Here is a 22,909-nt window from a genome sequence, read left to right on the forward strand (position 1 = left end):
GGGTTGAAGGTCATGAGTGCTGCCCGCGTGGGCGTGGTCACGTTTCCCGGAACGCTCGACGATCAGGACGCGGCGCGAGCCGTCCGCCTGGCCGGAGCGGAGGCCGTGCCGCTTTGGCACGCCGACCGAGACCTGAAGGGCGTCGACGCGGTCTTCCTGCCCGGCGGGTTCTCCTACGGCGACTACCTGCGGTGCGGTGCGATCTCGCGCTTCGCGCCGCTGATGGACGAGCTCATCCCGGCCGCTCGTGCCGGACTGCCGGTGCTCGGCACCTGCAACGGGTTCCAGATCCTGTGCGAGGCGCACCTGCTGCCGGGGGCGCTGACGCGCAACGCCTCGCTGCACTACGTCTGCCGCGACCAGGCGATCAAGGTCGAGTCGGCCAAGACGGCCTGGACCGCCGACTTCACCGAGGGCCAGGAGATCGTGCTGCCGGTCAAGCACGGCGAAGGGCGCTACGTCGCCTCGGCGGAGACGCTGGCCGCGCTGGAGGCCAACGGCCAGGTCGTCTTCCGCTACCTCGGCGGCAACCCGAACGGCTCGCTCAACGACATCGCCGGCATCACCAACGAGTCCGGCACCATCGTGGGGCTGATGCCGCACCCCGAGCACGCGGTGGAAGAGCTGGTCGGGGCGCCCTCGACCGACGGCCGCGGCTTCTTCACCTCGATCCTCAAGAAGCTGGTGAACGCATGAGCACCGACAACGTCAAGCGCGCCGCAGAGACGCCCGACGAGGCCATGCCGTACGCCGAGCTCGGGATGAAGCAGGACGAGTACCAGAAGGTCAAGGAGATCCTCGGGCGCCGCCCGACCTCCTCCGAGCTGGCGATCTACTCGGTGATGTGGTCGGAGCACTGCTCCTACAAGTCCTCCAAGGTGCACCTGAAGCAGTTCGCCACCAAGGCGCCCCACTCCGACGCGCTGCTGGTCGGCATGGGCGAGAACGCCGGCGTCGTCGACATCGGCGACGGCTGGGCGGCCACCTTCAAGATCGAGTCGCACAACCACCCGAGCTACGTCGAGCCCCACCAGGGCGCGGCCACCGGCGTGGGCGGCATCGTGCGCGACATCATGTCGATGGGCGCCCGCCCGATCGCGGTCATGGACGCGCTGCGCTTCGGCGCGGCCGACGCCAAGGACACCCGGCGCGTGCTGCCCGGCGTGGTCGAGGGCATCTCCCACTACGGCAACTGCCTGGGCCTGCCCAACATCGGCGGCGAGGTCGTCTTCGACCCCTGCTACATCGGCAACCCGCTGGTCAACGCGCTCTGCGTCGGCCTGCTGCGCAAGGACCAGATCAAGCTGGCCACCGCTCCCGGACCGGGCAACAAGGTCGTGCTCTTCGGCGCCTCGACCGGCCCCGACGGCATCGGCGGCGCCTCCGTGCTCGCCTCGGCGACCTTCGAGGACGGCTCCGAGGCCAAGCGCCCGGCCGTGCAGGTCGGCGACCCGTTCATGGAGAAGCTGCTCATCGAGTGCTGCCTGGAGCTGTACGCGGCCGACGTGGTCGTGGGCATCCAGGACCTCGGCGCGGCCGGCGTCTCCTGCGCCACCACCGAGCTGGCCGCCAAGGGCACCGGCGGCATGCACGTCGACCTCGACCTGGTCCCGCTCCGCGACTCCTCGCTCCGGCCCGAGGAGATCCTGATGAGCGAATCGCAGGAACGCATGATGGCCGTGGTCAGCCCGGACAACATCGCGGCCTTCCTGGCGATCTGCGAGAAGTGGGACGTGCCGGCGACCGTCATCGGCGAGGTGACCGACACCGGCCGCCTGATCATGACGTGGCGCGGCGAGACCATCGTGGACATCCCGCCGGGCACGGCGGCCGACGAGGGTCCCGTCTACCAGCGGCCCTTCCACGAGCCGGCCGGGCAGCAGGCGCTCAACGCCGCTGGACCCGAGTCGCTGGAGCGGCCCGCCGACCTGCGGGCGGCGCTGCTGGAGCTGCTCGCCTCGCCCAACCTCGCCTCCCGCGAGTGGGTGACCTCGCAGTACGACCGGTACGTGCGCTCCAACACCGTGCTCGCGCAGCCGGCCGACGCGGGCATGATCCGCATCTCCGAGCGGATGGAGGGGGCGGTCGAGACCACGCGCGGCATCGCGCTGGCCACCGACGGGAACGGGCGCTACACCAAGCTCGACCCGTACACGGGGGCGCAGCTCGCGCTGGCCGAGGCCTACCGCAACGTCGCCACCACCGGGGCCCGGCCGCTGGCGGTCACCAACTGCCTCAACTTCGGCTCGCCGGAGGACCCCGAGGTCATGTGGCAGTTCGCCGAGGCCACCCGGGGGCTGGCGGACGCCTGCCGTACGCTCGGGGTGCCGGTGACCGGGGGGAACGTCTCGTTCTACAACCAGACCGGGGCGCAGGCCATCCACCCGACGCCCGTGGTCGGGGTGCTCGGGGTCATCGACGACGTGGCCAAGCGCATCAAGTCCGGATTTGTCGCCCCGGACCTCAAGGTGCTCCTCCTCGGTGAGACGCACGAGGAGTTCGGCGGCTCGGAGTGGGCGCACGTCGCGCACTCCCACCTCGGCGGCCTCCCGCCCCAGGCCGACCTCGTGGCCGAGAAGGCGCTCGGCGAGGTGCTGGTCGAGGCGGCCCAGCGTGGGCTCATCGAGGGCTCGCACGACCTGTCCGACGGCGGCCTGGGCATCGCCCTGGCCGAGGCCTGCCTCGCCGCCGGCGTCGGCGCCACCGTCACGCTCAGCGGTGAGCCCTTCGTCGACCTCTTCAGCGAGTCGTCCTCCCGCGTCCTCGTCGCCATCAAGCCCGAGGCCTTCGAGGAGTTCGCCGCCCTCTGCGGCGAGCACGAGGTGCCCTGCTACGGGCTCGGCGTCACCGGCGGCGACTCCCTCGTCGTGGACGGCGTCCTGGACATCCCGCTCCCCGACCTCCGCGCCGCCCACCAGGGCACCCTGCCCGCCCTGTTCGGCTGACGGTCTCCGGGCTGGTACGGCGCCGCCGTACCAGCCCTCGGGTGCCGATTGGCAGTGCTCCGCCCGCCGCGCTCCCCCGGGGTCTGGTGCGCCGGGCGGCCGAACCCTACTTGTCGACCTCGCCCGACGCGCAGTAGACCCACGCCTCGACCTCGACGTGCCCGCTCTGCTGGTCGGTGTTGTTGTTCTGGATCTCCACCACCCAGCCGCTGCCGGTCGAGGCATTGGTCAGCACCGACATCGGGCCCGTGCCCGCGCCGATGTACCCACCCGACACGGCGATCTGGTTGCTCGGGCAGGAGGCCTGCGCCTTGGCCTCCCGGCCCGGGTAGGCCGCGGCCCGCGAACCCCTGACGAACGTCAGCTTGAGCGCCGCCGCACCGCCGGGCTCACCCTTCGGGCCGCGCTCACCCTGCTCGCCCTGCGGACCGCGGGCTCCCGTCCCGCCCTTGTCGCCCTTGTCACCCTTCGGACCGGTGTCGCCCTTCAAACCCTGTGCGCCCGTGGCACCGGTCGCGCCGGTGTCACCCTTGGCGCCCTGTGCGCCCGGCGCACCCGCCGGGGCCTTCCACACCCTGGGGGCCTTGCCGGTTCCACGAGACCTTCGTCTGACCGGTGGGGCACTTCGTCTTCGCGACCACGATCCGCACTGCGCCGGACTTGCCGACGCAGGCGTAGATCGTGTCCCCGGGACCGGAGGCGGCGACCGCCGCACCTCCGGCCATCAGGATCCCGCCAACCAGAGCCCCCGTGGCCATGTAAACCATGCTTCTGATCTTCACGGCCGGTCATCTTGGGGATGGCTGGGAGGTATGGGGAGGGCCTTCTGTCTGCAACCCAGGAGGGTAGTTTGAGCGGCTTTATCTACAGCTTTCCGCAGACGACGTAGACCGTTCCACCCTTGCCGTGACCGCCGCCCTGCGAGCTGAGGCTGTTCGCGTCGTTGTCGTTGCGGTTACCGGCGAGCTCAACCTTCCAGCCATTGGTGATCGGGTAGCTGGCCTTGACACTGGCGTTGTTGGAACTGAAGCCGCCACCGGTCATGACGTAGCCGTTGTCGCAGGTGACGTAACCGGTGTCGCCCGAGAAGGACTGTTGCTTGATGACAGTGGACTTGATGCCGCCGCCCGCCGGGCCCTGCGGACCCTGGGGGCCCTGCGGACCCGCGGGGCCGGCCGGGCCGGTGTCGCCCTTGAGGCCCTGCTTACCGGGAGCGCCGTCCTTGCCAGGAGCGCCGTCCTTGCCAGGGGTGCCGGGCTTGCCGTCCTCGCCGTTCTTCCCGTCCTTGCCCGCCGGACCCTGCGGACCGGCCGGGCCCGTGGCGCCATCCTTGCCGGGGGCGCCCGGCTTGCCGTCCTCGCCGTCCTTGCCGTTCTTGCCCGCCGGGCCGGCGGGGCCCGCGGGGCCGGCCGGGCCATGGGGTCCGGTAGCGCCGTCCTTGCCGGGCTTGCCCTGGGGGCCGGCCGGGCCGGGCTGGCCCGCGACGGCGCCGGTGTTGGTGCTCGTGCTGGACTCGCCGCCCCAGACGACGCGAACCTCGGTCTTGCGGCACTTGGTGGTCGGGTTGACGATCCGCGCGTAGCGGGTGACCTTGTGCACACAGGCGTGGATCTCGACCGAGGCCGACGAAGCGGTGGCCACGCCACCGACGGACAGCAGGGACACGGCGAGCGCGCCCACCGAAGCCAGCGCGACAGCGCGCCCGCGAACCTTGAAAGCCATGGGCTTTCCTTCCAGAGTTAAGGATGATGCTCGAGAGGAGCATGAGGTTCACGTTTCAACCGTTCCAATGGAGCACAGGTTCGGCATAACGGTTTCGTCACGTCACTGCCGGTAAAACGACGCATTCTCCTGGCGGCTTCGCTGTGGATAATCAGGGGCGTGTCCGCTCCCTACCTGCCTCCTGCGACGCAGCCCGTGCGGGCTGTGGTCTGGGTGTTGCATCTGGCCCTGCCGCTGCTGGGGTTGTGGCTGTTGCTGGCCAATCACGAGCATCTGAACATCGAGTTGAAGCACGAGCCCAGCCACTTCGTGGTGATCGTCGTGGTGGCGGGGTTGAACACGGCGCTGGGACTGCTGATCAGCGAGGCGTCGCGGCGGCGGGATGATGCGCGGCTGTTCCTGGTGTCGATGGTGTTCACCAGCAGTGCGGGGTTCTTCTTCCTGCACGGGCTGGCGACGCCGAAGGTGATCCTGGAGACGGGGTCGCTGGGGTTCGACATCGGGCAGATGGTGGGGCTGACGGTGGCGAGCGGGTTCGCGTTCGCGTCGGCGTTGCCGCTGGGTGAGAAGGTGGCGCGTGCCGTACTGGAGCAGCAGAGCCTGATTCGCGGCATCCTGGTGGGGTTCCTGATCCTGTGGGGGCTGGCGTCGCTGTTGCCGGAGCTGACGCCGTTGAGCCAGCCGCCGAACACGACGCCGGTGAACTGGCTGGTGTGGTTCTCGCTGCCGGGGTTGCTGCTGTTCGGGGCGGCCGGGGTGATGATGTACCGGCTGTATCGGCGGCGGCCGTCGGCGATGCTGGTCAGCCTGGTGACGGCGTACGCGCTGCTGGCCGAGTCGATGATCGCCGGGATGTCGCAGCTCAACTGGCGGTTGTCGTGGTGGGAGTGGCACGTCCTGCTGACGCTGGCGTTCGGGCTGGTGGCCTACAGCGCCTACCTGCAGTTCCGGCGCGAGGGGTCCAGCGCGGGGCTGTTCGACTCGGTGGCGCTGCCGCGCACGGTGGCGGCGATCCAGGAGCACTACGAGCGCGCGCTGGAGGAGCTGGTCGACCACGTACGGCGGGGCGAGCCGCTGGCGGCGGAGCGGTTGTCGGGCAAGTTCGGCCTGACCGAGGCCCAGTCGGCGGTGATCGACCGGGCGGGCACCGCGCTGGCCAGGGAGCGCGAGCTGACCGAACGGCTGGCCGCGCTGGTGGACATCGGCACCCGCGCCCGGGTCGGCCTGAACGAGCACGAGATGCTGACCACCGCGCTCGACCGCGTCCGGCAGGCGTACGGCGACGTGCGGATCGGCCTGGTGAGCGAGGGCCGGGTGGCGATCGGGTCCCGGGTGTACACCTTCCCGGGCAACGAGCCGCGGCGCTCGGACGGCCGGGTGGCCTACCCGCTGACGGTGAAGGGCCTGCTCGCCGGGGCGATCGAGCTGCCGGTGGGCCGGACGCCCCAGGACGAGGCGCTGGCCACGACGCTGGCCAGCCAGGTGTCGATCTCGCTGGAGAACGCCCGGCTGTACGGCGAGCTGGAGACGCTCTTCCGGCAGTACATGTCGCCGGATGTCGCCGCCGCGCTGCTGGCCGATCCCGGGCAGGCGGCGCTGGGCGGCGAGCTGAAGCAGCTCACCGCGCTCTTCGCCGACCTCAAGGGCTTCACCACGTTCTCCGAGCGGGTATCACCGGGCGAGATCGTGGAGATGCTGAACCGCTACCACACCGCCGCGGTGCCGTGCATCCTGGCGAACCAGGGCACGATCGTGCAGTTCGTGGGTGACGCGCTGCTGGCGTTGTTCAACGCCCCGGCGACGCTCGACAACCATGCCAGGGCGGCCTGCCAGGCGGCGCTGGCGATGCAGGAGGCGGCGGCGCGGGTGTCGGAGGAGGTCGCGTGGGAGCAGGCGGCGGGCCGGTTGAGCGACGTGGAGTGGCCGACCTTCCGGGTGGGCGTCAACACCGGGCTCGCGCTGGTGGGCAACATCGGCAGCCCGGAGCTGCGCGGCTTCAACGCGATGGGCGACTGCGTGAACGTGGCCGCGCGGCTGCAGGCGATGGCCGAGCCGGGCACGGTGGTGATCGGGCAGACGACGCTCGACCTGCTGGGGCCGGGGGCGCGGGCGGCCTCGCTCGGTGATCTGTCGCTGAAAGGAAAGGCGGAGAAGGTCCACGCCTACGTATTGTCGGAGCTGTGATGACGACTCCAGAGCCTGGCGAGTTCCTGTCCCTGCTCACGCCCGAGGAGGTCGCGGACTTACAGGCGGCCGGCCGGCCGAAACGGTGGGATCGCGGCGCGACGCTCATGTCCGAGGGGGACACCTCCGACTGGGTGCTGATCCTGACCCAGGGCCGGGTCAAGGTCTCCTCGCACACCTCCAGCGGCACCGAGGTCGTGCTGGCGGTGCGCGGGTCGGGCGGGTTGCTGGGCGAGATGTCCTCCATCGACGGTTCGCCCCGGTCGGCGACGGTCACCGCGCTGGAGCCGGTCGCCGGGATCGTGGTGCGGGACTTCGCCGGGTTCCTGGCCCAGCACGGGCGGGTGGCGGTGTTGCTGCTGCAGATGGTCACCGCGCGGCTGCGTGACTCCGACCGCAAGCGGATCGAGTACGGCGCCTTCGACACGACCGGGCGGGTGGCCACGCGGCTGGTGGAGCTGGCCGAGCGTTACGGCGAGAAGACGAACGGCGGGGTGCGGGTGGCGTTGCCGCTCTCCCAGGACGAGCTGGCGGGCTGGACCGGGGCCTCGCGGGAGGCGGTGAGCAAGTCGCTGCGGTCGCTGCGGGATCGCGGCCTCATCGAGACGGGGCGGCGGCGCGTCGTCATCCACGACATGGAGGGCCTGAAGAAGCGCGCCCGATGAGGCGGCGCGAGCCTGCCTGAGAAGCGCGCCCGATGAGGCGGGGTCCACCCGAGGGGCCGGCGCAGAATCTCCTTCTGTAGCGTGGGGCGTATGGCGTCGTCCCCCCATGATCTGCGCTATGCGTGGCGAGTCTGCTCGGTTGCCAGCCTCGGCCTGATCCTCATCGGCATCGCCGGCAGCACCCTGAACGTCGCCCTCCCGGTGGTGGTGCGGCATTTCCGGGCGACTCCCCTCGAATCCGGCTGGATCCTGCTCTCCTACCTGCTGGTCATGACGGCCAGCATGGTCTTCTTCGGCCGGGTCGCCGACCTGCTGGGCCGCCGCGAGACCTACCTGGCGGGCTTCGCGCTGTTCACCGTCGCCTCGCTGCTGGCTGGGTTCGCGCCGAACGTCTGGTTCCTGGTGGCGATGCGGGTGCTCCAGGCCGCCGCCGCCGCGATGATCCTGGCCAACGGCGCGGTGATCATCACGCACGCCTTCCCGCCGGACAAGCTCAGCCGCGGCATGGGCGTCTACATCGGCACCCTGTCGGTCGCGCAGCTCGCCGGCCCGTCGCTCGGCGGGCTGATCGCCGAGACCGCGGGCTGGCAGTGGATCTTCTGGGTCAACGTCCCGGCCGGGGTGATCGCCGTGATCTTGGGCATGCTGGTGCTGCGCAAGGTGCCCCGCGGCCCGCGCCGGCCGGTGGACGCGCTGGGCAACCTGCTGATCTTCGCCGCGCTCTGCGCGGCCCTGCTGGCCGTCTCCGAGCCGGACACCTTCCTGTACGGCGGAGCCGCCCTCTGCCTGGTGCTGGTGCCGCTCATCGTGCTGGTGGAGAAGCGCTCCTCCCACCCGGTGCTGGACAAGCGCCTGTTCGCCGGCAAGACGTTGATCTTCGGCAACGCCGCCTCCTTCTGCAACGCGCTGGCCAGGGCCGCCCTGGTGCTGCTGGCCGCGTTGCACTTCCAGGCGGCCCGCGGCATGGACGCCTTCACCGCCGGGTTGTGCGTGCTCCCGGTGGCCGTCGGGATGGCGATCGCCTCGCCGGTGGCGGGGCTGCTCCGGGCCTCGCCGTACGCGATCACCGTGGGCGGTTCGTTGTTCAGCGCGGCCGGGCTGGGGCTGCTGATGGTCTTCGCCGATCCGGAGGTGCCGTACTGGCCGATCGGGGTGGCGTTGTTCCTGGCCGGGTGCGGCAGCGGCGCCTTCCTGACCGGGAACACCACGCAGATGATGAGCGCGTTGCCCTCCGACAGCCTGGGGGTGGTCAACGGGCTCCGCGTGATGATCATGAACGTCGGCATCGTGCTCAGCGTGGGCGTCTCGCTGAGCATGCTGACCAGCTCGGTCTCGCCTGCCGTACGGGATCAGGTCTATGCCGCCACGCTGGACGAGGTGTCGCCGGTGGCGGTGGCGCAGCTCATGGATGGCTTCCGGCTGACCTATGCGGTGTTGTTCGGGGTCGCCCTGGTCGGGGCGGTGTTGTCAGCCTTGGCGCGTGATCCGAACCGGAAGGCGCTTGATCCCGTTGACGAAGTTCGAGCGGACGCGGGTCACCTCCCCGGCAAGCTCGACGTGTGACAGCCGCGGGAGCAGTTCCTCGAACATCAGCCGCAGCTCCAGCCGGGCCAGGCTCGCGCCGAGGCAGAAGTGCGGGCCGCCCTTGCCGAAGGTGAGGTGGTCGACGTTGGCGCGGGTGACGTCGAAGCGGCCGGGTTCGGCGAAGACCGTCTCGTCGCGGTTGCCGGAGGCGAACCAGAGCACGACCTTGTCCCCCTCGCGGATGTGCCGGCCGTGCAGCTCGACGTCGCGGGTGGCGGTGCGGCGGAAGTGGTAGACCGGCGAGGCCCAGCGCAGGAACTCCTCGACCGCCCCGGGGATCAGGCCGGGGTCGCGGCGGAGCTTGGCGAGTTCCTCGGGGTGCTCGATGAGCGCGAGCATGGCGTGCGAGATGGCGTGCCTGGTGGTCTCGTTGCCGGCGACGACCAGGAGCAGGAAGTAGTTGTGGAAGTGCTCGGGCGAGAGCGGCCGGCCGTCCTCGGGCAGGGTGTTGACCAGCTTGCTGACCAGGTCGTCCCCGTCACCGCCGCGGCGCTCGGCGGCCAGGCGGTCGCCGTAGGCGAAGACCTCGAGGGAGGCGGGGCTCCGGAACGGCAGGTCCTGATATTTCAGGCTCTCGGGGGTTTCGAGGAGCACGTCGGCGTAGTCCGGGTCGGTGTTGCCGATGATGCGGTTGCCCCATTCGATCAGCTTGGGGGTGTCCTCGTCGGGCACGCCGAGCATCCGCGCCAGCACCCGGATCGGGAAGTCGGCCGCGATCTCGGTGACGAAGTCGAACTCGGGCTTGGCCAGCGCCGCCTCGACCGTCACCCGGGTCAGCCCGCGCAGGAACCCCTCGTAGCGCTGGTTGACCCGCCGCGGCGTGAAGTCGCGTTGCAGCAGCTTGCGCAGCGCCCGGTGCCGGGGTCCGTCGGTCTCCAGCATCGAGCGGCGCAGCTCCCGCCGGACCGGATCGTCCACCTCCTCCAGGTTGGTGAACAGCTCGGAGGTGTAGGTCTCGGCATCCCGGCTGATCGCGACGATGTCGGCGTGCCGGGTGACCGACCAGAAGCCGCGCCCGTCCCGCTCCGGGTTCCAGTGCACCGGGTCGTCGCGGCGGAGCGCGGCGAAGGCGGCCCAGGGCGGCCCGGCCGCGAAGAGGTCGAGGTCGGCCAGGTCAGAGGTGGTAGGCGTATTCACGGAACTCCCAGTCGGTGACCGCGCGCTCGAACCGTTCGACCTCGTTGCGCTTGTAGGCGAGGAAGGAGGTGACCAGTTCCTTGCCGAGCAGCGCCCCGAAGGCGGCGTCGGCCTCCAGCGCGTCCAGCGCCGCGCCGAGGCTCATCGGCAGCACCGCCGACCGGCTGGTGTCGTAGCCGTAGCCCTCCAGCGGTGCGGGCGGCTCGATCCGGTCGCGGATCCCCAGGTAGACCGCCGCCAGCACGGCCGCGGTGCCGAGGTAGGGGTTGGCGCTGGCGTCGCCGAGCCGTACCTCCAAACGGGCGCCGGCGCCGCGCTCGGGCGGCACGCGCAGCATCGCGCTGCGGTTGTCGAGCCCCCAGTCGATCAGCCAGGGCGCCAGCGTGTCCGGCCCGAACCGCTTGTAGGAGTTGATCGTCGGGTTGAGCAGCGCCGCCGCCGCGGGCGCGTGCGCGAGCAGCCCGCCGATGGCGTGCCGGGCCGTCTCGGTCAGCCCGTACGGCTCGGCCGGCCCGTCGAAGACGTTGCGCCCGTCCGCCCCGGTCAGCGACAGGTGCACGTGGAAGCCCGACCCGCCCTCGTCGTCGAAGGGCCGCGCCATGAAGGTCGCCATGCGCCCGTCGAGCCGGGCGATCTCCTTGATCGCGGCCTTGAAGCGGAAGGCCCGGTCGGCGGCGTCGAGCGCCTCGGAATGGGTGAGGTTGATCTCGAACTGCGAGCCGGCGTACTCGTGGTTGGCCATCGTGACGCCGAGGCCGAGGTCGCGGGTCCAGCGCAGGGCTTTGAGCAGGTGGCCGTCCGGGTCGCCGCGGCGGCCGGCGGTGTAGACGTCGCCCTTGGAGTCGCCGTGCCGCGTGCCGTCCGGGTTGAGCAGGAAGTATTCGAGTTCGGGGCCGACGATCGCGGTCAGGCCCAGTTCACCGAGCTTGGCGGTCAGGTCGCGGAGCACCGCGCGGGGGTCTTCGCCGGCGCGGGAGCCGTCGGGGTTGCGGGCGTCGCCGAGGCACCAGGCGACGCCGGGTTCCCAGGGGAGGTCCTGCACGGTGGATAAGTCCGGAAATATGGCCATGTCGGGTAAGCCCTGGTCCAGCCCGCCCGGCACCGGGATCGTCTCCCCCGTGGGCGTCGTGTGGTAGACCGCCCGGCAGAAGGCCAGCCCGTGCTCCATCGCCTGCGGCAGCGCCTCGACCAGCACCTCCCGGCCCCGGTCGATGCCCAGCAGGTCGGGATAGACCACCCGGAGCACGTCCACGCCCCGGGATGCCAGCTCTTCCATGGCGCGCGCCCTTCGGAAAGATTGTTTGCGCAAAACCTAGGCTGGCCGCACCCCGCGGTCAAGGGTTATCGTACGGATCCTAACGATACGAGAGAGGTGCTGCCGTGCGAGGTTTCCTCTATCCGCGCACCGCGACCGGACGGGCCTCGCTGATCCCCTCGCCGCCCTGGCACTACTCCGGCGACCTGCTCACCGTCGAGTACCGGACCCATCCGGGCCGGGTCGCCGAGCTGTTGCCTCCGCCGCTGGCGCCCGCGCCGGACGGCCCCGGTGCGGTGGCGCTCATCTGGGCGGACTGGCAGTCGTGCGGGGCCTCGGGCGAGGAACTGCTCGATCCGGTCCGCTCGCAGTACAAGGAGTGTTTCGCGGTGGTGCGCTGTGCCTTCGAGGGCCGGGTGTACTCGCGCTGCGTCTACATCTGGGTGGACAAGGACTTCGCAGTGCTCCGGGGTCTGCACCAGGGGTACCCGAAGAAGCTCGGCTCGATCCACCAGACCCGGCCGCACCCCTTCGGGCCCGCGCCGCGGCTGGCGGAGGGCGCGCGCTTCGGCGCCACGCTCGCGGCCGGCGACCGGCGGCTGGCCGAGACGGTGGTGACGCTCACCGGGCCGGCCGAGCGCAACGGGTTCGTCAACGGGCACCCGATGGCACATCACCGCTGGCTGCCCTCGATCGTGCCCGGCGAGCCGGACGCGCACGAGGAGCTGATCGAGTCGGGCGCGGCCGCGTTCGAGGGCGGGCCGGTGTGGGCGGGCGACTTCGAGCTGCGCCTGTTCGACTCGCCGACCGAGGAGCTGACCCGGCTGCCGGTGGTCGAGCCGATCGGGGCGTACTACCGGCAGGTGGGCGTCGTCTGGAACGGGGGCAGGGTGCTGGCTCAGCGGGCCGGCGGGCGGATGCCGCGAAACTCCCAGTCGCCGCCGAACGCGGTGGACAGGACCTCTTCCGACTCGGTCGGCTGAGCGCCGAAGCCGGGGTCCACGGCCAGCGGCCCGGCCACGACGTGGTTGCGGAGCGTCCCCAGGCCCTCGACGCGCACCTCGACCACGTCACCGGGCTCGACCGGCCGCGAGCCGGCGGGAGTGCCCGAGAGCAGCACGTCGCCCGGCCGCAGGGTGATGGTCCGCGCGATGTCGGCGACCAGGTAGTGCATGTCCCATTCCATCTCGGCGGTGCTCCCGCTCTGCGCGAGGCGGCCGTTGACCAGCGTCTCGATCGCCTTGTCGCGGAAGTCCCAGCCGGTGACCAGGCCGGGGCCGAGCGGGCAGAGCGTGTCGGAGCCCTTCACCCGGAGCATCGAGCCGGCGTCGGTGTCGCGGAAGTCGTGCAGCCCGAAGTCGTTGGCGACGGTGTAGCCCGCGATGTACTCCCCCGCCTGCTCGGGCGTGATCGAGCGGCAGGTGCGGCCGATGACGATCGCCACCTCGCCCTCGTAGTTGAGGTAGCGGCAGCGCTCGGGCCGCACGACCGCGCCGCCGTGCGCGTTGAGCGCGGAGACCGGCTTGTGGAAGTAGGTCGGCGCGGGCGGCAGCCTGGTCATGAACTCCGCCACCCGGCTGCGGTGGTTGAGGTGCACGGCGATGATCTTCGACGGCTCGACCGGCGGCAGGTGCACCGCCGTGGCGGCCTCGACCGCCCGCCCGTCCGCACTGACCAGCAGGTCGCCTTCGGCCCTGACCTGGACGGCCACGCCGTCCAGCAGGATCCGGCGGTATTCGGCGCTCACCCGTGCCACCCTCTCTCCGGCCGGTCGAACCAGACGTGCACCTGCCCGGTCCCCACGGCGTTCTCGTACTCGCTGAACAGCCGCCCGGGCGCCGTGCAGGCGCCTTCGCCGAGCGCCCCGATCATCATCAGGTAGTGGCCGAAACGCGCCTCGGGCTTGTGCCGCAGGAACTCCGGCATCGTCTCCAGCACCCTGGCGTGCGCGCCCTCCTGGAACCAGGCGATGCGCTCCAGGTCGGCCGCCCGCGCCTCGGGGGTGCGGATGTGCGCCGGGTCGCTCGACTCGTGCGCGCGGATCTCGCGCAGGGGCCAGAACGTGTGCGACATCGCGCCGGAGGCGATCAGCAGCACCCGCCGCTCGCTCGCGGCGACAGCCGTACCGAGGGCTCGGCCCAGGCGCAGGAAGTCCTCGGTGTCGGCGGTCTGGCAGACGCCGATGGAGATCCACGGCTTGCCGGCGACGCCCAGGTAGGGGTTGTCGCGCACGCCGAGATGCGTCCACAGGTTGACCGTGGCGTAGTAGATCGGCAGGTACGGGTCGTCGATCGCGGTGATCCACGTCCCGTGCGCGCTCGCCTGCGCGGCGATGGCGTGCGCCAGCTCCGGGTCCCCCGGGATGTCGTACGGCATGCGGCACATCCCCCGAGGCAGCTCCTCGGAGGTGTAGAGCCCGGCCCGCCGGTCCTGGGCGGTGACGACGAACTCCAGGGTCGTCGCCCAGTGCGAGTCGAGCACGACGACGGTGTCGTAGTCATCGCGCTCGAACACCTCCGCGCGCAGCCGCTCCAGCCCCGGCACGAGGCTGATCTCGCGGCCCTCGTTCAGCTCGCGCCGGGTGACCTCCGGCAACACGATCGTGGGGACGTGGGCCAGCAGGCCCGCGCCGACTATTTCGCCCATGGCGCGCTCACCGTGTTCTTGACGTCGCAGTAGAAGTCGAAGCTCCAGGTGCCGCCCTCGCGGCCGATGCCGGACTCGCGCGAGCCGCCGAAGGGGGCACGCAGGTCGCGGACGAAGAAGCAGTTGACCCACACCGTCCCGGCGACCAGACGCGGGGTGACCCGGGCGGCGCGTTCGGGCGAGCCGGTGACGACCAGGGCGTCGAGGCCGTAGGAGGTGCCGTTGGCCAGCTCGATCGCCTGCTCCTCGTCGCGGAAGGTCTGCAGGGTCAGCACGGGGCCGAAGACCTCCTCGCGCAGGATCTCCGCCCCGTCCGGCACGTCGGTGAAGAGCGTGGGCCGGTAGTACAGGCCGCCGAGTTCCTCGTTCGGCCCGCCGCCGGCCAGCACCCGGGCGCCTTCCGCCTTGGCCCGCCGGACGAAGCCGTCGACGCGCTCGAGGTGGCGCCGGTGGATCTGCGGGCCGAGGTCGGTGTCGAGGTCGCGCGGGTCGCCCTGGCGCAGCCGGCCGATCCGGTCGACCAGGCGCTCGGTGAACTGGGCGGCGATCTCCTCGGCGACCAGCAGCCGGGTGCAGGCCAGGCAGACCTGGCCGGCGTTGTCGTACTGCTCGATGGCCAGGTCGACGGCCAGGTCGAGGTCGGCGTCGGCGAAGATCAGGCTGGGCGACTTGCCGCCGAGCTCCAGCGAGACCGGGGTCAGGTGCCGGGCGGCCGCCGCGCCGATGAGCCGGGCGGTCGGGACCGAGCCGGTGAAGCTGACGCGGGCGACGTCGGGCTGGTCGACCAGGGCGGCCCCGGCCTCCGCGCCCAGGCCCTGCACCACGTTGAAGACGCCCTCCGGCAGGCCGGCCTCGGCGGTGATGTCGGCCAGCGCCGAGGCGGTCAGCGGGCTCCACTCGGCCGGCTTGAGCACGACGGTGTTACCGGCGGCCAGCGCGGGGGCGAGCTTCCAGGTGGCCAGCATGAGCGGCGCGTTCCAGGGGGTGATCAGCGCGCAGACGCCCGCCGGGTCCCAGCTCACGTGGTTGGTGTGGCCGCGCGTCTCGAAGTCGTCGTGTTTCAGCCCGAGCAGCCAGTCGGCGAAGAAGCGGAAGTTGTGCGCCACCCGCGGCATCACCCCGCGCAGGTGGGACCGGAGTAACGCGCCGTTGTCGGTGGTCTCCAGCAGGGCGAGCTGCTCGACGCGCCGCTCGACGCCGTCGGCGACGGCGTGGAGCAGCCGGGCGCGCTCCTCGCGGCTGGTGCGGGCCCAGGCCGGGAAGGCCGCCTTGGCCGCGGCGACCGCCTGCCGTACCTCTCGCTCGCCGCCCCGGGCGACCTGCGCGACGGGCTGCTCGTCGATGGGCGACAGGTCGGTGAAGCCGGCGCCGGAGGAGACCCGCTCGCCGCCGATCCAGTGCTCGACCATGGACATCGGCGCTCCTCACCTTATCGTTCGGGTACGAACGGTATCAGGTGCGGCATGATCGGTACATGGTCCACTACAGCAGAATGAGCGTGGTCGTGATCGACGCGCCGGACGAGACGCACGACGCCGAGGTCGCCTTCTGGCAGGGCGCGCTCGGCCGCCCGTTCGAGCAGATCGAGCGCTTCCCCGAGTACCACCAGTCGGCCGAGCTGGGATACACCGGCGACCTCGGGCTGCTCGTGCAGCGGCTCGGCGAGGGCGAGGCGAAAGTCCACCTCGACATCCACACCGACGACGTCGCCGCCGAGACCGCCCGGCTGGAGGCGCTCGGGGCGGTGCGGGTGCGCGCGGTCAACGGCTGGCAGGTCATGCGCGACCCGGCCGGGCTGCACTTCTGCGTGATCCCCGATCCGCCGGGCCGGCTGAACGACGGCAACGCCCAGCGCTGGGACTGACCTCCGGGGTCAGGCTTTGGCCAGCCGGGCCTCCACGTCCCGGTAGCGGGAGACCGGGATGAGGTGCACGCCGGCGAAGGCGCCCGAGTCGCGGATCGCCTCGACCTGGGCGCAGGCCGCCTCGACGCCGGCCATGCGGTCGGTGGCGAGGCGCTCGGTGAGGTCGGCCGGGATCTCGATGTCCGGGATGGCCGCGCCGAGCGCGAGGGCGTGCTTCTGGCTGGCCAGCACCATGACGCCGGCGTACACCGGCACGTCCACGGGGTTGGCCTCCCGCCAGCGGAGCATGGCCTCGACCGAGAAGCTGACCTGGAGGAAGAGGAAGTCGGCGGCCCGCTTGAAGCCGGGCAACGGCTTGAGCCCGGCCGCCGCGCCCAGCCGGAGGTCGCCGGAGAAGGCGCGGGCCTCCTCGATCATCGACCGGACGGTCAGGTCGCTGGTGCGGTTGCCGCTGGCCGGCTTGTCGCCGTAGACGAACAGGAACTGGTCGACGCCGTAGGCGGCGGCGGTCAGCAGGTCGCGCTGGAAGCCGAGCAGGTTGCGGTCGCGCGAGTTGAGGCAGGCGATGCTCCGGCCGCCCATGGCCTGCACCTCGTGCGCCACGGCGATGCTGGAGATCGTCGCCCGGCCGATGTGGTTGTCGGGGATGAGAAAGGTCGACGAGACCGTGCTCAGGGTGCCGATCTGGTGGCGGACCGCCTTCAGGTCGGGTCTCGTCGACGGCTGGATCTCACAAACCACCTCGAAGGTCATGCCGCCCATCATCTCAGGCGGCCAGTTCCTCCTCCTCGGCGTACTGCGTGCGGTAGAGCTCGGCGTAGCGGCCCTCCTGGGCCAGGAGCTCGGCGTGCCGGCCCCGCTCCACCACGCGACCGTCCTCGATGACCAGGATCTGGTCGGCGGCGCGGATCGTGGCCAGCCGGTGCGCGATGACCAGAGCCGTCCGGCCCTGCAGAGCCTCGGCGAGCGCGGCCTGGACCGCCGCCTCGTTGGTGGAGTCGAGCGCCGCGGTGGCCTCGTCGAGCACGACCACGCGGGGCTGGGCGAGCAGCAGGCGGGCGATGGTGAGCCGCTGGCGCTCGCCGCCGGACAGCCGGTAGCCGCGCTCGCCGACCATGGTGTCGAGCCCGTCGGGCAACGACTCGATCAGCGTGCCGAGCCGGGCGCGGCGCAGCACCTCCCACAGCTCGGCGTCGCTCGCCTCCGGGCGGGCGAAGAGCAGGTTGGCGCGGATGGTGTCGTGGAACAGGTGGCCGTCCTGGGTGACCATGCCGAGCGTGCCGCGGATGGAGGCCGCGCTCAGGTCGCGCACGTCCGTGCCGGCCAGCCGTACCGCGCCGGAGTCCACGTCGTACAGGCGGGCCAGGAGCTGGGCGATGGTCGACTTGCCCGCGCCGGAGGAGCCGACGAGCGCGACCATCTGGCCGGGCTCGGCGCGGAAGGAGACGCCGTGCAGCACCTCCTCGCCGCCGCGGGCGTCGAGCACCGCGACCTCCTCCAGCGAGGCGAGCGAGACCTTGTCGGCGGCCGGGTAGGCGAAGCGCACGTCGTCGAACTCCACCGCGACCGGCCCGTCCGGTACGGCTCGCGCATCCGGCTTGTCGGCGATGAGCGGCTTGAGGTCGAGCACCTCGAAGACCCGCTCGAAGCTGACCAGGGCGCTCATCACGTCCACCCGGGCGTTGGCCAGGGCGGTCAGCGGGGCGTACAGGCGGGTGAGCAGGAGGGCCAGCGCGACGACCGAGCCGGCGTCGAGCGACCCTCGCAGGGCGTAGACGCCGCCGAGGCCGTAGACCAGGGCGAGGGCGAGCGCGGAGACCAGGGTGAGCGCGGTGACGAAGAGGGTCTGGGTCATCGCGGCTCGCACGCCGATGTCACGCACGCGGCGGGCGCGGCCGGCGAACTCGGCCGACTCGGCGTCCGGCCTGCCGTACAGCTTGACCAGGGTGGCGCCGGGGGCGGAGAAGCGCTCGACCATCTGGTTGCCCATGGCGGCGTTGTGGTCGGCGGCCTCACGGCGCAGCCGGGCGATGCGGACGCCCATGCGGCGCGCGGGCAGCACGAAAACCGGCAGCAGGAGCAACGCCAGCAGGGTGATCTGCCACGACAGGGAGATCATCACGCTCAGCGTCAGCACCAGGGTGACCAGGTTGCCGAGCACGCTGGACAGCACGTCGGTGAAGGCGCGCTGCGCGCCGACGACGTCGTTGTTCAGCCGGCTGACCAAGGCGCCCGTGCGGGTCCTGGTGAAGAAGGCGATCGGCATGCGCTGCACGTGGTCGAAGACGGCGGTGCGCAGGTCGAGGATGAGGCCCTCGCCGATGGAGGCCGACAACCAGCGGCTCAGCAGGCCGATGCCGGCCTCGGCGAGCGCGAGGCCGGCGATCACCAGGGCGATGGTCACGACCGTCGAGGCCGGGCCACCGCCCACGATGGTGTCCACCACCCGGCCGGCCAGCACGGGCGAGCCGACGGCGAGCGCCGCCGCGATCACGCTCAGCCCGAGGAACCACGCCAGCCGCAGGCGGTGGGGCCGCGCGAAGGCGGCGACGCGGCGGAGCGTGGCCCGGGAAAGGGCCCTGCGCTCCTGCCGCTCGTTCATCCGGTAAAGCTGGTTCCAGGCTGTCACTTCCATGCTCATGGCAGCGACAGTAGGAGCTCAAGTGGACTTGAGGTCAAGCGCCGATCTTCTTGCCCCGGCTGTGCCAGACCACCGCGACCGCCGGGCGGGGCTGGGAGGCGCCGCCGTCGGGCCAGTGGCTGGTCGGGTTGTCGGGGGTGGCGCCGTCGCTCTCGCCCGGGTGCTGGACCGCCACGAAGACGCTGCGCTGGTCGTCGGTGACCAGGGGGCCGCAGGTCTCGGCGGCGAACGGCACGGTCAGGAACTGGCGCAGGTAGCCGCGTTCCGGGCCGCGCACCGGCATGACGAACAGGCCGTCGTTGCTGCCGAGCTGGTTGCCGTCGGTGGAGATCCACAGGTTGCCGTCGCGGTCGAAGGCGAGGTTGTCCGGGCAGGAGATCGGCGAGACCTTGGTCTTGTCGAACCCGGCGAAGTAGGTCGTGGCGTCGTTGGGGTCGCCGCAGACCAGCGGGAGCGACCAGGTGAAGCGGCCGTCGCGCTGCTCGACCAGCTCCAGCACGTGGCCGTGCTTGTTGGACGGGCGCGGGTTGGCCTCGTCCACCTGGGCGGCGGTGCGGTTGCCGTTGTTGGTCAGCGCCACGTAGACCGCGCCGGTGACCGGGTTGCGCTCGACGTCCTCGGGGCGGTCCATCTTGGTCGCGCCGACCTTGTCGGCGGCCAGCCGGGTGAAGACCAGCACCTGCTCGGCGCTCATCCCGTCGACGAAGCTCTCCGAGCCGCTGACCAGCGGGATCCACTCGCCGGTGCCGTCGAAGGCGCCGTCGGCGGGCAGCTTGCCCGAGCCGTCGATCTCGCCGGGGCTGTCGCCGGTGAAGCGGGCGACGTACAGGGTGCCCTCGTCCAGCAGGGTGCGGTTGTGCCGGTCGAAGCCGGGGATGTACCGCTCCTTGGAGACGAACTTGTAGACGTACTCGAAGCGCGAGTCGTCGCCCATGTAGACCACCAGGCGGCCGTCGCGGCCGACCGAGGTGGTCGCCGCCTCGTGCGCGAAGCGGCCCAGGGCGGTGCGCTTGATCGGCGTCGACTGCGGGTCGAACGGGTCGATCTCCACGATCCACCCGAAGCGGTTGACCTCGTTGGGGTGCTTGGCCAGGTCGAAACGCTCCTCGACCCGGTCGAAGCGGCGGCCGGAGACGCCGGTCGGGATGCTGTAGCGGGCGTTCTCGGGGGTGCGCGGGCCGTTGACGAAGTACTGGTTGAAGTTCTCCTCGGCGGTCAGCACCGTGCCCCACGGCGTGGTGCCGCCGGCGCAGTTGTTGAGCATGCCGAGCGGGGTGCGGCCCTCGGGGTCGGCCGCGGTCTTCAGCAGCGCGCTGCCGGCCGCCGGGCCGGAGAAGCGCATCGGGGTCTGGGCGGTGATGCGCCGGTTGTAGCGGCGGCGGCCCCTGGTCACCAGCTTCCAGTCGCCGGTGTTGCCCCGGCGCTCGATCTCCACCACCGAGCCGCCGTGCGCGGCCAGGGCGATGCGGATCTGCTCCTCGGTGGCGGCGGCGCCGTTGGTGTACCCGCGGAACATCAGGTTCTCGTCGGTGTACTCGTGGTTGACCCACAGCAGGGCGCGGTGGTGCCCCATCGGGAAGAGCGTGACGTAGTCGCAGTTGTAGCCGAACTGCTTGGCCTGCGCGGCGGCGCTCTGGTTGTCGAAGTCGAAGGCGGGCGCGTCCGGCAGCACCGGGTCGCCCCAGCGCACCACCACGGACGAGGAGTAGCCCTGCGGGACGGTCAGCGCGTCGGCGGTGTTCGGCGCGACCGGGGTGAAGCGCAGGTCGCCACGGCCCCAGCCGAAGCCGTTGGCCGCGACCTCGGGCTCGGCGCCCGGGTCGGCCAGCGCCGGTACGGCTCCCGCCGCCCCGACGCCGACGACGACCGCGCCGAGCGCTCCGGCCCGGAGCATCCCGCGCCGGGACAGGGCCTTGGCCGCAATGTCGCCGAAGTACTCGTTGCCGCTGGTGTTGGCGACCCCGTGAGCGCAGGCGTTGCCGCACCGGAACTGGCAGGTCAACGCGCTCCTGCCGCCTTGGTGCGAGATCAGGGGCAAGAATTTCCTCACGGGTCCTCCACAAATGCGCAGTAGTTCGGCCCGGACGTTACGGCCCGTGGCGGAACCCGGGGTGAATGCGCGATGAAGGCTCATACCCGCGAGCACGAACACGCTGGGAGGAAGGCTCTTACCCCTGAGCACGAACACGCTGGGAGGATGGAGCGGTGCCCGCTCGCAAGCTCGACCCGGAGAAGCTCCGCAGCGCCCTCGACGCCCAGCTCGTCGCGCTCGACTCGCCCGCCTACGACGGCCCCGCCGCCGCGCTGGCCGACGCGCTCGTGGGCGCGGTCATGACCGCCTACGACCGGGGCCTCACCCCGGAACGGACCGCGCTGCGCTTCGCGGTCCGGCACACCCTCGACCGATTGGCCGCCCGCTCGCCGGGGCGCACGGTCGAGGTGCGGGTGCCGCCCTTCGCCGCCGTCCAGGCCATCGAAGGCCCCCGGCACACCCGCGGGACCCCGCCCAACGTCATCGAGACCGACGCCCACACCTGGATGGAGCTCGCCCTCGGCCGGCTGGACTGGACCGAGGCCATGGCGAAGGGCGCCGTCTCAGCGAGCGGCGCCCGTGCCGACCTCTCAGGTCACCTGCCGGTTCAGTAGTAGTCGCCGCCCAGCTTCTGCTCCACGCAGCGCTGCACCAGCTCCGACGGCAGGTCGAAGCACTCGCCGAAGGTGTTGGTGAACCAGAACAGGCCGACCACCGCCAGCACAAGGGCCAGCACGCTCAGGCCGATGCCGGCCCACGCCATGCCCGGCTTCACGCGCTTGGACACGGCCACGATGCCGAGCACCAGGCCGACCAGCGCGGTCAGCACACCTAGACCGCAGACGACCAGCAGGAACAGGCTGGCGACGCCCAGGATCAGCGACGCCACGGCCAGGCCGGCGCCGGGCTTGCGGGGCTGCCAGTCTGCGGGCTGTTGCCCGCCGTACGGCAGGCCGCCGCCCGGAGGCGGGGGCGGCACCTGGCCGGCGCCGTAGCCGGGGTGCTGGTGTTGCTGTTGCTCGCCGAAGGGGCGTTGCACGCTGTACGGCTCCTCGCCCATGGGGGGCTGGGGGCCGGGCTGGATGCTGTAGGGCTCCTGCTGGGACAGCGGCGGCTGCTCGTTGAGCTGCTCGCCCTGGAGCGGGTGACTGCCCTGGCTCGGCCGCTCCGGCTCGCCGCCGGGGCCTTGAGCGGACTGCCGGCCGTACTGGCCGGGGCGGTCCCCGGGGCTGCCGTACTGGCTGGGCTGGTCACCAGGCTGCTCGCCTTGGCCGGCGTGCCCGAAGTGGCCGGGCTGGTCGCCTTGGCCGGCATGCCCGAAGTGGCCGGGCTGGTCGCCTTGGCCCGCCCGACCGAAGTGGCCGGGCTGGTCGCCTGGCTGGTCGCTCTGGCCGGCGTGGCCGAAGTGGCCGGGCTGCGTGCCGTACTGGCCGGTGGGCTGGGCGGTGCCGCCGTACGGCGAGGCGCCCGGGGTGGCCTGGCCGTACTCCCGGGGCCCGCCCTCATAGGGCGAGGGCGCGGTCGGCGGGTCGTAGCGGGACGGCGTGGTGCCCGACGGCGGCTGCTGCTCGTAGCGGGACGGCGTGGCGGGCGGCTGCTCGTAGCGGGACGGCGGGGTCGCGGGTGGCTCGGGCTCGTCCGCCTCGCCGCCCCAGCCCGGGTAGGCGGGCGTCCCTCCCGGCACGGTGTACGGCTGGCCGGGCTGTCCCGGCTGTCCCGGCTGGCCCGGTTCCCCGCCCGGTCCGTCAGGTCCCGACGGGAGCGTAGCGGGCGGCTCCACGCGGGGCTGGTCGGGCTCGCTGGTGCCCCGGTAGGGGTCGGCGGTGCCCCGGTGCGGGTCGGCCGGGCCGGACGGTGGCGACCAGGGCGAGGCGGGCGCCGGCTCCTCCGCGTCCGCGTCGGCCGCGCCAGAACCGGAACCGGAGCCAGAACCGGAACCGGAGCCAGGCCCGGAGCCGGAGCCGGAGCCGGAGCGGCCCTGCTCAGAGCCGGGAGGTTCGGAGCCGGGAGGTTCGGAGCCGGGGGGTTCGGAGCCCGGCCAGTCGTGCGCGCCGAACACCATCGTGCTCTCGGCGCCCGTCTCGCCGCCGTCCGTCTCGTCGGCCGGACGCTCGGGTTCCTCGCCCTTGCGGCGGGGCGGCTGGTTCGGGTCCTCAGGAGTGGTGGTCACGTCTACGTCTCCCGACGTGTCGTCGGCATACCGGATACCCAACACTCCCCCGAGAACGGGACTC

General features: G+C 71.8%; 19 protein-coding genes. 8 read left to right on the forward strand and 11 right to left on the reverse strand.

Annotated features, from left to right (window positions below):
* Positions 1 to 12: 12 nt before the first annotated feature.
* Both purQ and purL read left to right on the forward strand, forming a co-directional pair.
* On the forward strand, positions 13 to 696 hold the full coding sequence (purQ, locus tag AB0I67_RS36855) for a phosphoribosylformylglycinamidine synthase subunit PurQ (RefSeq protein ID WP_357933723.1): 684 nt from the start codon (positions 13 to 15) through the stop codon (positions 694 to 696).
* Positions 693 to 2,945 (forward strand): phosphoribosylformylglycinamidine synthase subunit PurL, encoded by a 2,253-nt coding sequence (purL, locus tag AB0I67_RS36860; protein WP_357933726.1) that lies wholly within the window; start codon positions 693 to 695, stop codon positions 2,943 to 2,945. The genes purQ and purL overlap by 4 nt, the downstream gene beginning before the upstream one ends.
* A 106-nt stretch (positions 2,946 to 3,051) precedes the next feature.
* Here purL and AB0I67_RS36865 read toward each other — a convergent pair whose 3' ends face one another.
* Both AB0I67_RS36865 and AB0I67_RS36870 read right to left on the reverse strand, forming a co-directional pair.
* Complete coding sequence (locus tag AB0I67_RS36865; protein ID WP_357933729.1) at positions 3,052 to 3,435, reverse strand: hypothetical protein; 384 nt, start codon at positions 3,433 to 3,435, stop codon at positions 3,052 to 3,054.
* Between the two features lie 374 nt (positions 3,436 to 3,809).
* Complete coding sequence (locus AB0I67_RS36870) at positions 3,810 to 4,667, reverse strand: hypothetical protein (RefSeq protein WP_357933732.1); 858 nt, start codon at positions 4,665 to 4,667, stop codon at positions 3,810 to 3,812.
* Positions 4,668 to 4,826: 159 nt separating this feature from the next.
* On the opposite strand from AB0I67_RS36870, the gene AB0I67_RS36875 reads away from it, so the two are divergent.
* The 3 genes from AB0I67_RS36875 (at position 4,827) to AB0I67_RS36885 (ending at position 9,079) form a co-directional block, all read left to right on the forward strand.
* The gene (locus tag AB0I67_RS36875; RefSeq protein ID WP_357933735.1) at positions 4,827 to 6,851 is read left to right on the forward strand and encodes an adenylate/guanylate cyclase domain-containing protein; all 2,025 of its coding nucleotides are present in this window, start codon (positions 4,827 to 4,829) and stop codon (positions 6,849 to 6,851) included.
* Positions 6,851 to 7,516 (forward strand): Crp/Fnr family transcriptional regulator, encoded by a 666-nt coding sequence (locus AB0I67_RS36880; RefSeq protein ID WP_357933737.1) that lies wholly within the window; start codon positions 6,851 to 6,853, stop codon positions 7,514 to 7,516. The genes AB0I67_RS36875 and AB0I67_RS36880 overlap by 1 nt, the downstream gene beginning before the upstream one ends.
* 90 nt (positions 7,517 to 7,606) lie before the next feature.
* On the forward strand, positions 7,607 to 9,079 hold the full coding sequence (locus tag AB0I67_RS36885) for an MFS transporter (protein WP_357933739.1): 1,473 nt from the start codon (positions 7,607 to 7,609) through the stop codon (positions 9,077 to 9,079).
* Here the strand turns inward: AB0I67_RS36885 and AB0I67_RS36890 are convergent.
* On the reverse strand, positions 8,984 to 10,237 hold the full coding sequence (locus tag AB0I67_RS36890; protein ID WP_357933741.1) for a cytochrome P450: 1,254 nt from the start codon (positions 10,235 to 10,237) through the stop codon (positions 8,984 to 8,986). The two genes, AB0I67_RS36885 and AB0I67_RS36890, sit on opposite strands and share 96 nt — an antisense overlap.
* Positions 10,215 to 11,513: a glutamine synthetase family protein gene (locus AB0I67_RS36895; RefSeq protein ID WP_357933744.1), complete on the reverse strand. Its 1,299-nt coding sequence runs from the start codon at positions 11,511 to 11,513 to the stop codon at positions 10,215 to 10,217. The genes AB0I67_RS36890 and AB0I67_RS36895 overlap by 23 nt, the downstream gene beginning before the upstream one ends.
* Positions 11,514 to 11,617: 104 nt before the next feature.
* On the opposite strand from AB0I67_RS36895, the gene AB0I67_RS36900 reads away from it, so the two are divergent.
* Positions 11,618 to 12,475 (forward strand): acetoacetate decarboxylase family protein, encoded by an 858-nt coding sequence (locus AB0I67_RS36900; protein ID WP_357933747.1) that lies wholly within the window; start codon positions 11,618 to 11,620, stop codon positions 12,473 to 12,475.
* On the opposite strand, the gene AB0I67_RS36905 is transcribed toward AB0I67_RS36900, so the two are convergent.
* From AB0I67_RS36905 to AB0I67_RS36915, 3 genes are read right to left on the reverse strand one after another with little or no spacing between them, the layout of a single operon-like run.
* Positions 12,391 to 13,239, reverse strand: coding sequence for a fumarylacetoacetate hydrolase family protein (locus AB0I67_RS36905; protein WP_357933750.1), 849 nt, complete (start codon positions 13,237 to 13,239; stop codon positions 12,391 to 12,393). The genes AB0I67_RS36900 and AB0I67_RS36905 overlap by 85 nt on opposite strands.
* Positions 13,236 to 14,138: a catechol 1,2-dioxygenase gene (locus tag AB0I67_RS36910; protein WP_357933753.1), complete on the reverse strand. Its 903-nt coding sequence runs from the start codon at positions 14,136 to 14,138 to the stop codon at positions 13,236 to 13,238. The genes AB0I67_RS36905 and AB0I67_RS36910 overlap by 4 nt, the downstream gene beginning before the upstream one ends.
* A complete protein-coding gene (locus tag AB0I67_RS36915; RefSeq protein WP_357933756.1) occupies positions 14,126 to 15,553 on the reverse strand; it encodes an aldehyde dehydrogenase in 1,428 nt (475 codons plus the stop codon). Before AB0I67_RS36915 ends, AB0I67_RS36910 begins: the two co-directional genes overlap by 13 nt.
* Before the next feature lie 59 nt (positions 15,554 to 15,612).
* Between AB0I67_RS36915 and AB0I67_RS36920 the strand changes: the two genes are divergently transcribed.
* Positions 15,613 to 16,002, forward strand: a complete 390-nt coding sequence (locus tag AB0I67_RS36920) for a VOC family protein (RefSeq protein WP_357933758.1) — start codon at positions 15,613 to 15,615, stop codon at positions 16,000 to 16,002.
* 9 nt (positions 16,003 to 16,011) lie between these two features.
* On the opposite strand, the gene AB0I67_RS36925 is transcribed toward AB0I67_RS36920, so the two are convergent.
* From AB0I67_RS36925 to AB0I67_RS36935, 3 genes are read right to left on the reverse strand one after another with little or no spacing between them, the layout of a single operon-like run.
* The gene (locus AB0I67_RS36925; protein WP_357933760.1) at positions 16,012 to 16,755 is read right to left on the reverse strand and encodes a methylenetetrahydrofolate reductase; all 744 of its coding nucleotides are present in this window, start codon (positions 16,753 to 16,755) and stop codon (positions 16,012 to 16,014) included.
* A gap of 13 nt (positions 16,756 to 16,768) precedes the next feature.
* The gene (locus AB0I67_RS36930; RefSeq protein WP_357933763.1) at positions 16,769 to 18,643 is read right to left on the reverse strand and encodes an ABC transporter ATP-binding protein; all 1,875 of its coding nucleotides are present in this window, start codon (positions 18,641 to 18,643) and stop codon (positions 16,769 to 16,771) included.
* A gap of 34 nt (positions 18,644 to 18,677) precedes the next feature.
* Positions 18,678 to 20,777 (reverse strand): PhoX family phosphatase, encoded by a 2,100-nt coding sequence (locus AB0I67_RS36935; protein WP_357933765.1) that lies wholly within the window; start codon positions 20,775 to 20,777, stop codon positions 18,678 to 18,680.
* A 71-nt stretch (positions 20,778 to 20,848) separates the two neighbouring features.
* Here AB0I67_RS36935 and AB0I67_RS36940 point away from each other — a divergent pair, with 71 nt between their 5' ends.
* Positions 20,849 to 21,289, forward strand: coding sequence for a sterol carrier family protein (locus AB0I67_RS36940; RefSeq protein ID WP_357933768.1), 441 nt, complete (start codon positions 20,849 to 20,851; stop codon positions 21,287 to 21,289).
* Here AB0I67_RS36940 and AB0I67_RS36945 read toward each other — a convergent pair.
* A complete protein-coding gene (locus AB0I67_RS36945) occupies positions 21,283 to 22,845 on the reverse strand; it encodes a hypothetical protein (protein WP_357933771.1) in 1,563 nt (520 codons plus the stop codon). The two genes, AB0I67_RS36940 and AB0I67_RS36945, sit on opposite strands and share 7 nt — an antisense overlap.
* Between the last annotated feature and the right edge of the window lie 64 nt (positions 22,846 to 22,909).

The sequence above is a fragment of the Nonomuraea sp. NPDC050310 genome (genome assembly GCF_040655795.1).
Classification (GTDB): Bacteria; Actinomycetota; Actinomycetes; order Streptosporangiales; family Streptosporangiaceae; genus Nonomuraea.

Excerpts from the sequence above, each read along its gene's own strand:
- AB0I67_RS36930 (WP_357933763.1), bottom strand. The coding sequence starts at position 18,643 with ATGAGCATGGAAGTGACAGCCTGGAACCAGCTTTACCGGATGAACGAG.
- AB0I67_RS36915 (WP_357933756.1), bottom strand. The coding sequence starts at position 15,553 with ATGTCCATGGTCGAGCACTGGATCGGCGGCGAGCGGGTCTCCTCCGGC.
- AB0I67_RS36880 (WP_357933737.1), top strand. The coding sequence starts at position 6,851 with ATGACGACTCCAGAGCCTGGCGAGTTCCTGTCCCTGCTCACGCCCGAG.
- purQ (WP_357933723.1), top strand. The coding sequence starts at position 13 with ATGAGTGCTGCCCGCGTGGGCGTGGTCACGTTTCCCGGAACGCTCGAC.
- AB0I67_RS36920 (WP_357933758.1), top strand. The coding sequence starts at position 15,613 with ATGGTCCACTACAGCAGAATGAGCGTGGTCGTGATCGACGCGCCGGAC.
- purL (WP_357933726.1), top strand. The coding sequence starts at position 693 with ATGAGCACCGACAACGTCAAGCGCGCCGCAGAGACGCCCGACGAGGCC.
- AB0I67_RS36895 (WP_357933744.1), bottom strand. The coding sequence starts at position 11,513 with ATGGAAGAGCTGGCATCCCGGGGCGTGGACGTGCTCCGGGTGGTCTAT.
- AB0I67_RS36935 (WP_357933765.1), bottom strand. The coding sequence starts at position 20,777 with ATGAGCCTTCATCGCGCATTCACCCCGGGTTCCGCCACGGGCCGTAAC.
- AB0I67_RS36925 (WP_357933760.1), bottom strand. The coding sequence starts at position 16,755 with ATGACCTTCGAGGTGGTTTGTGAGATCCAGCCGTCGACGAGACCCGAC.
- AB0I67_RS36910 (WP_357933753.1), bottom strand. The coding sequence starts at position 14,138 with ATGGGCGAAATAGTCGGCGCGGGCCTGCTGGCCCACGTCCCCACGATC.
- AB0I67_RS36870 (WP_357933732.1), bottom strand. The coding sequence starts at position 4,667 with ATGGCTTTCAAGGTTCGCGGGCGCGCTGTCGCGCTGGCTTCGGTGGGC.
- AB0I67_RS36885 (WP_357933739.1), top strand. The coding sequence starts at position 7,607 with ATGGCGTCGTCCCCCCATGATCTGCGCTATGCGTGGCGAGTCTGCTCG.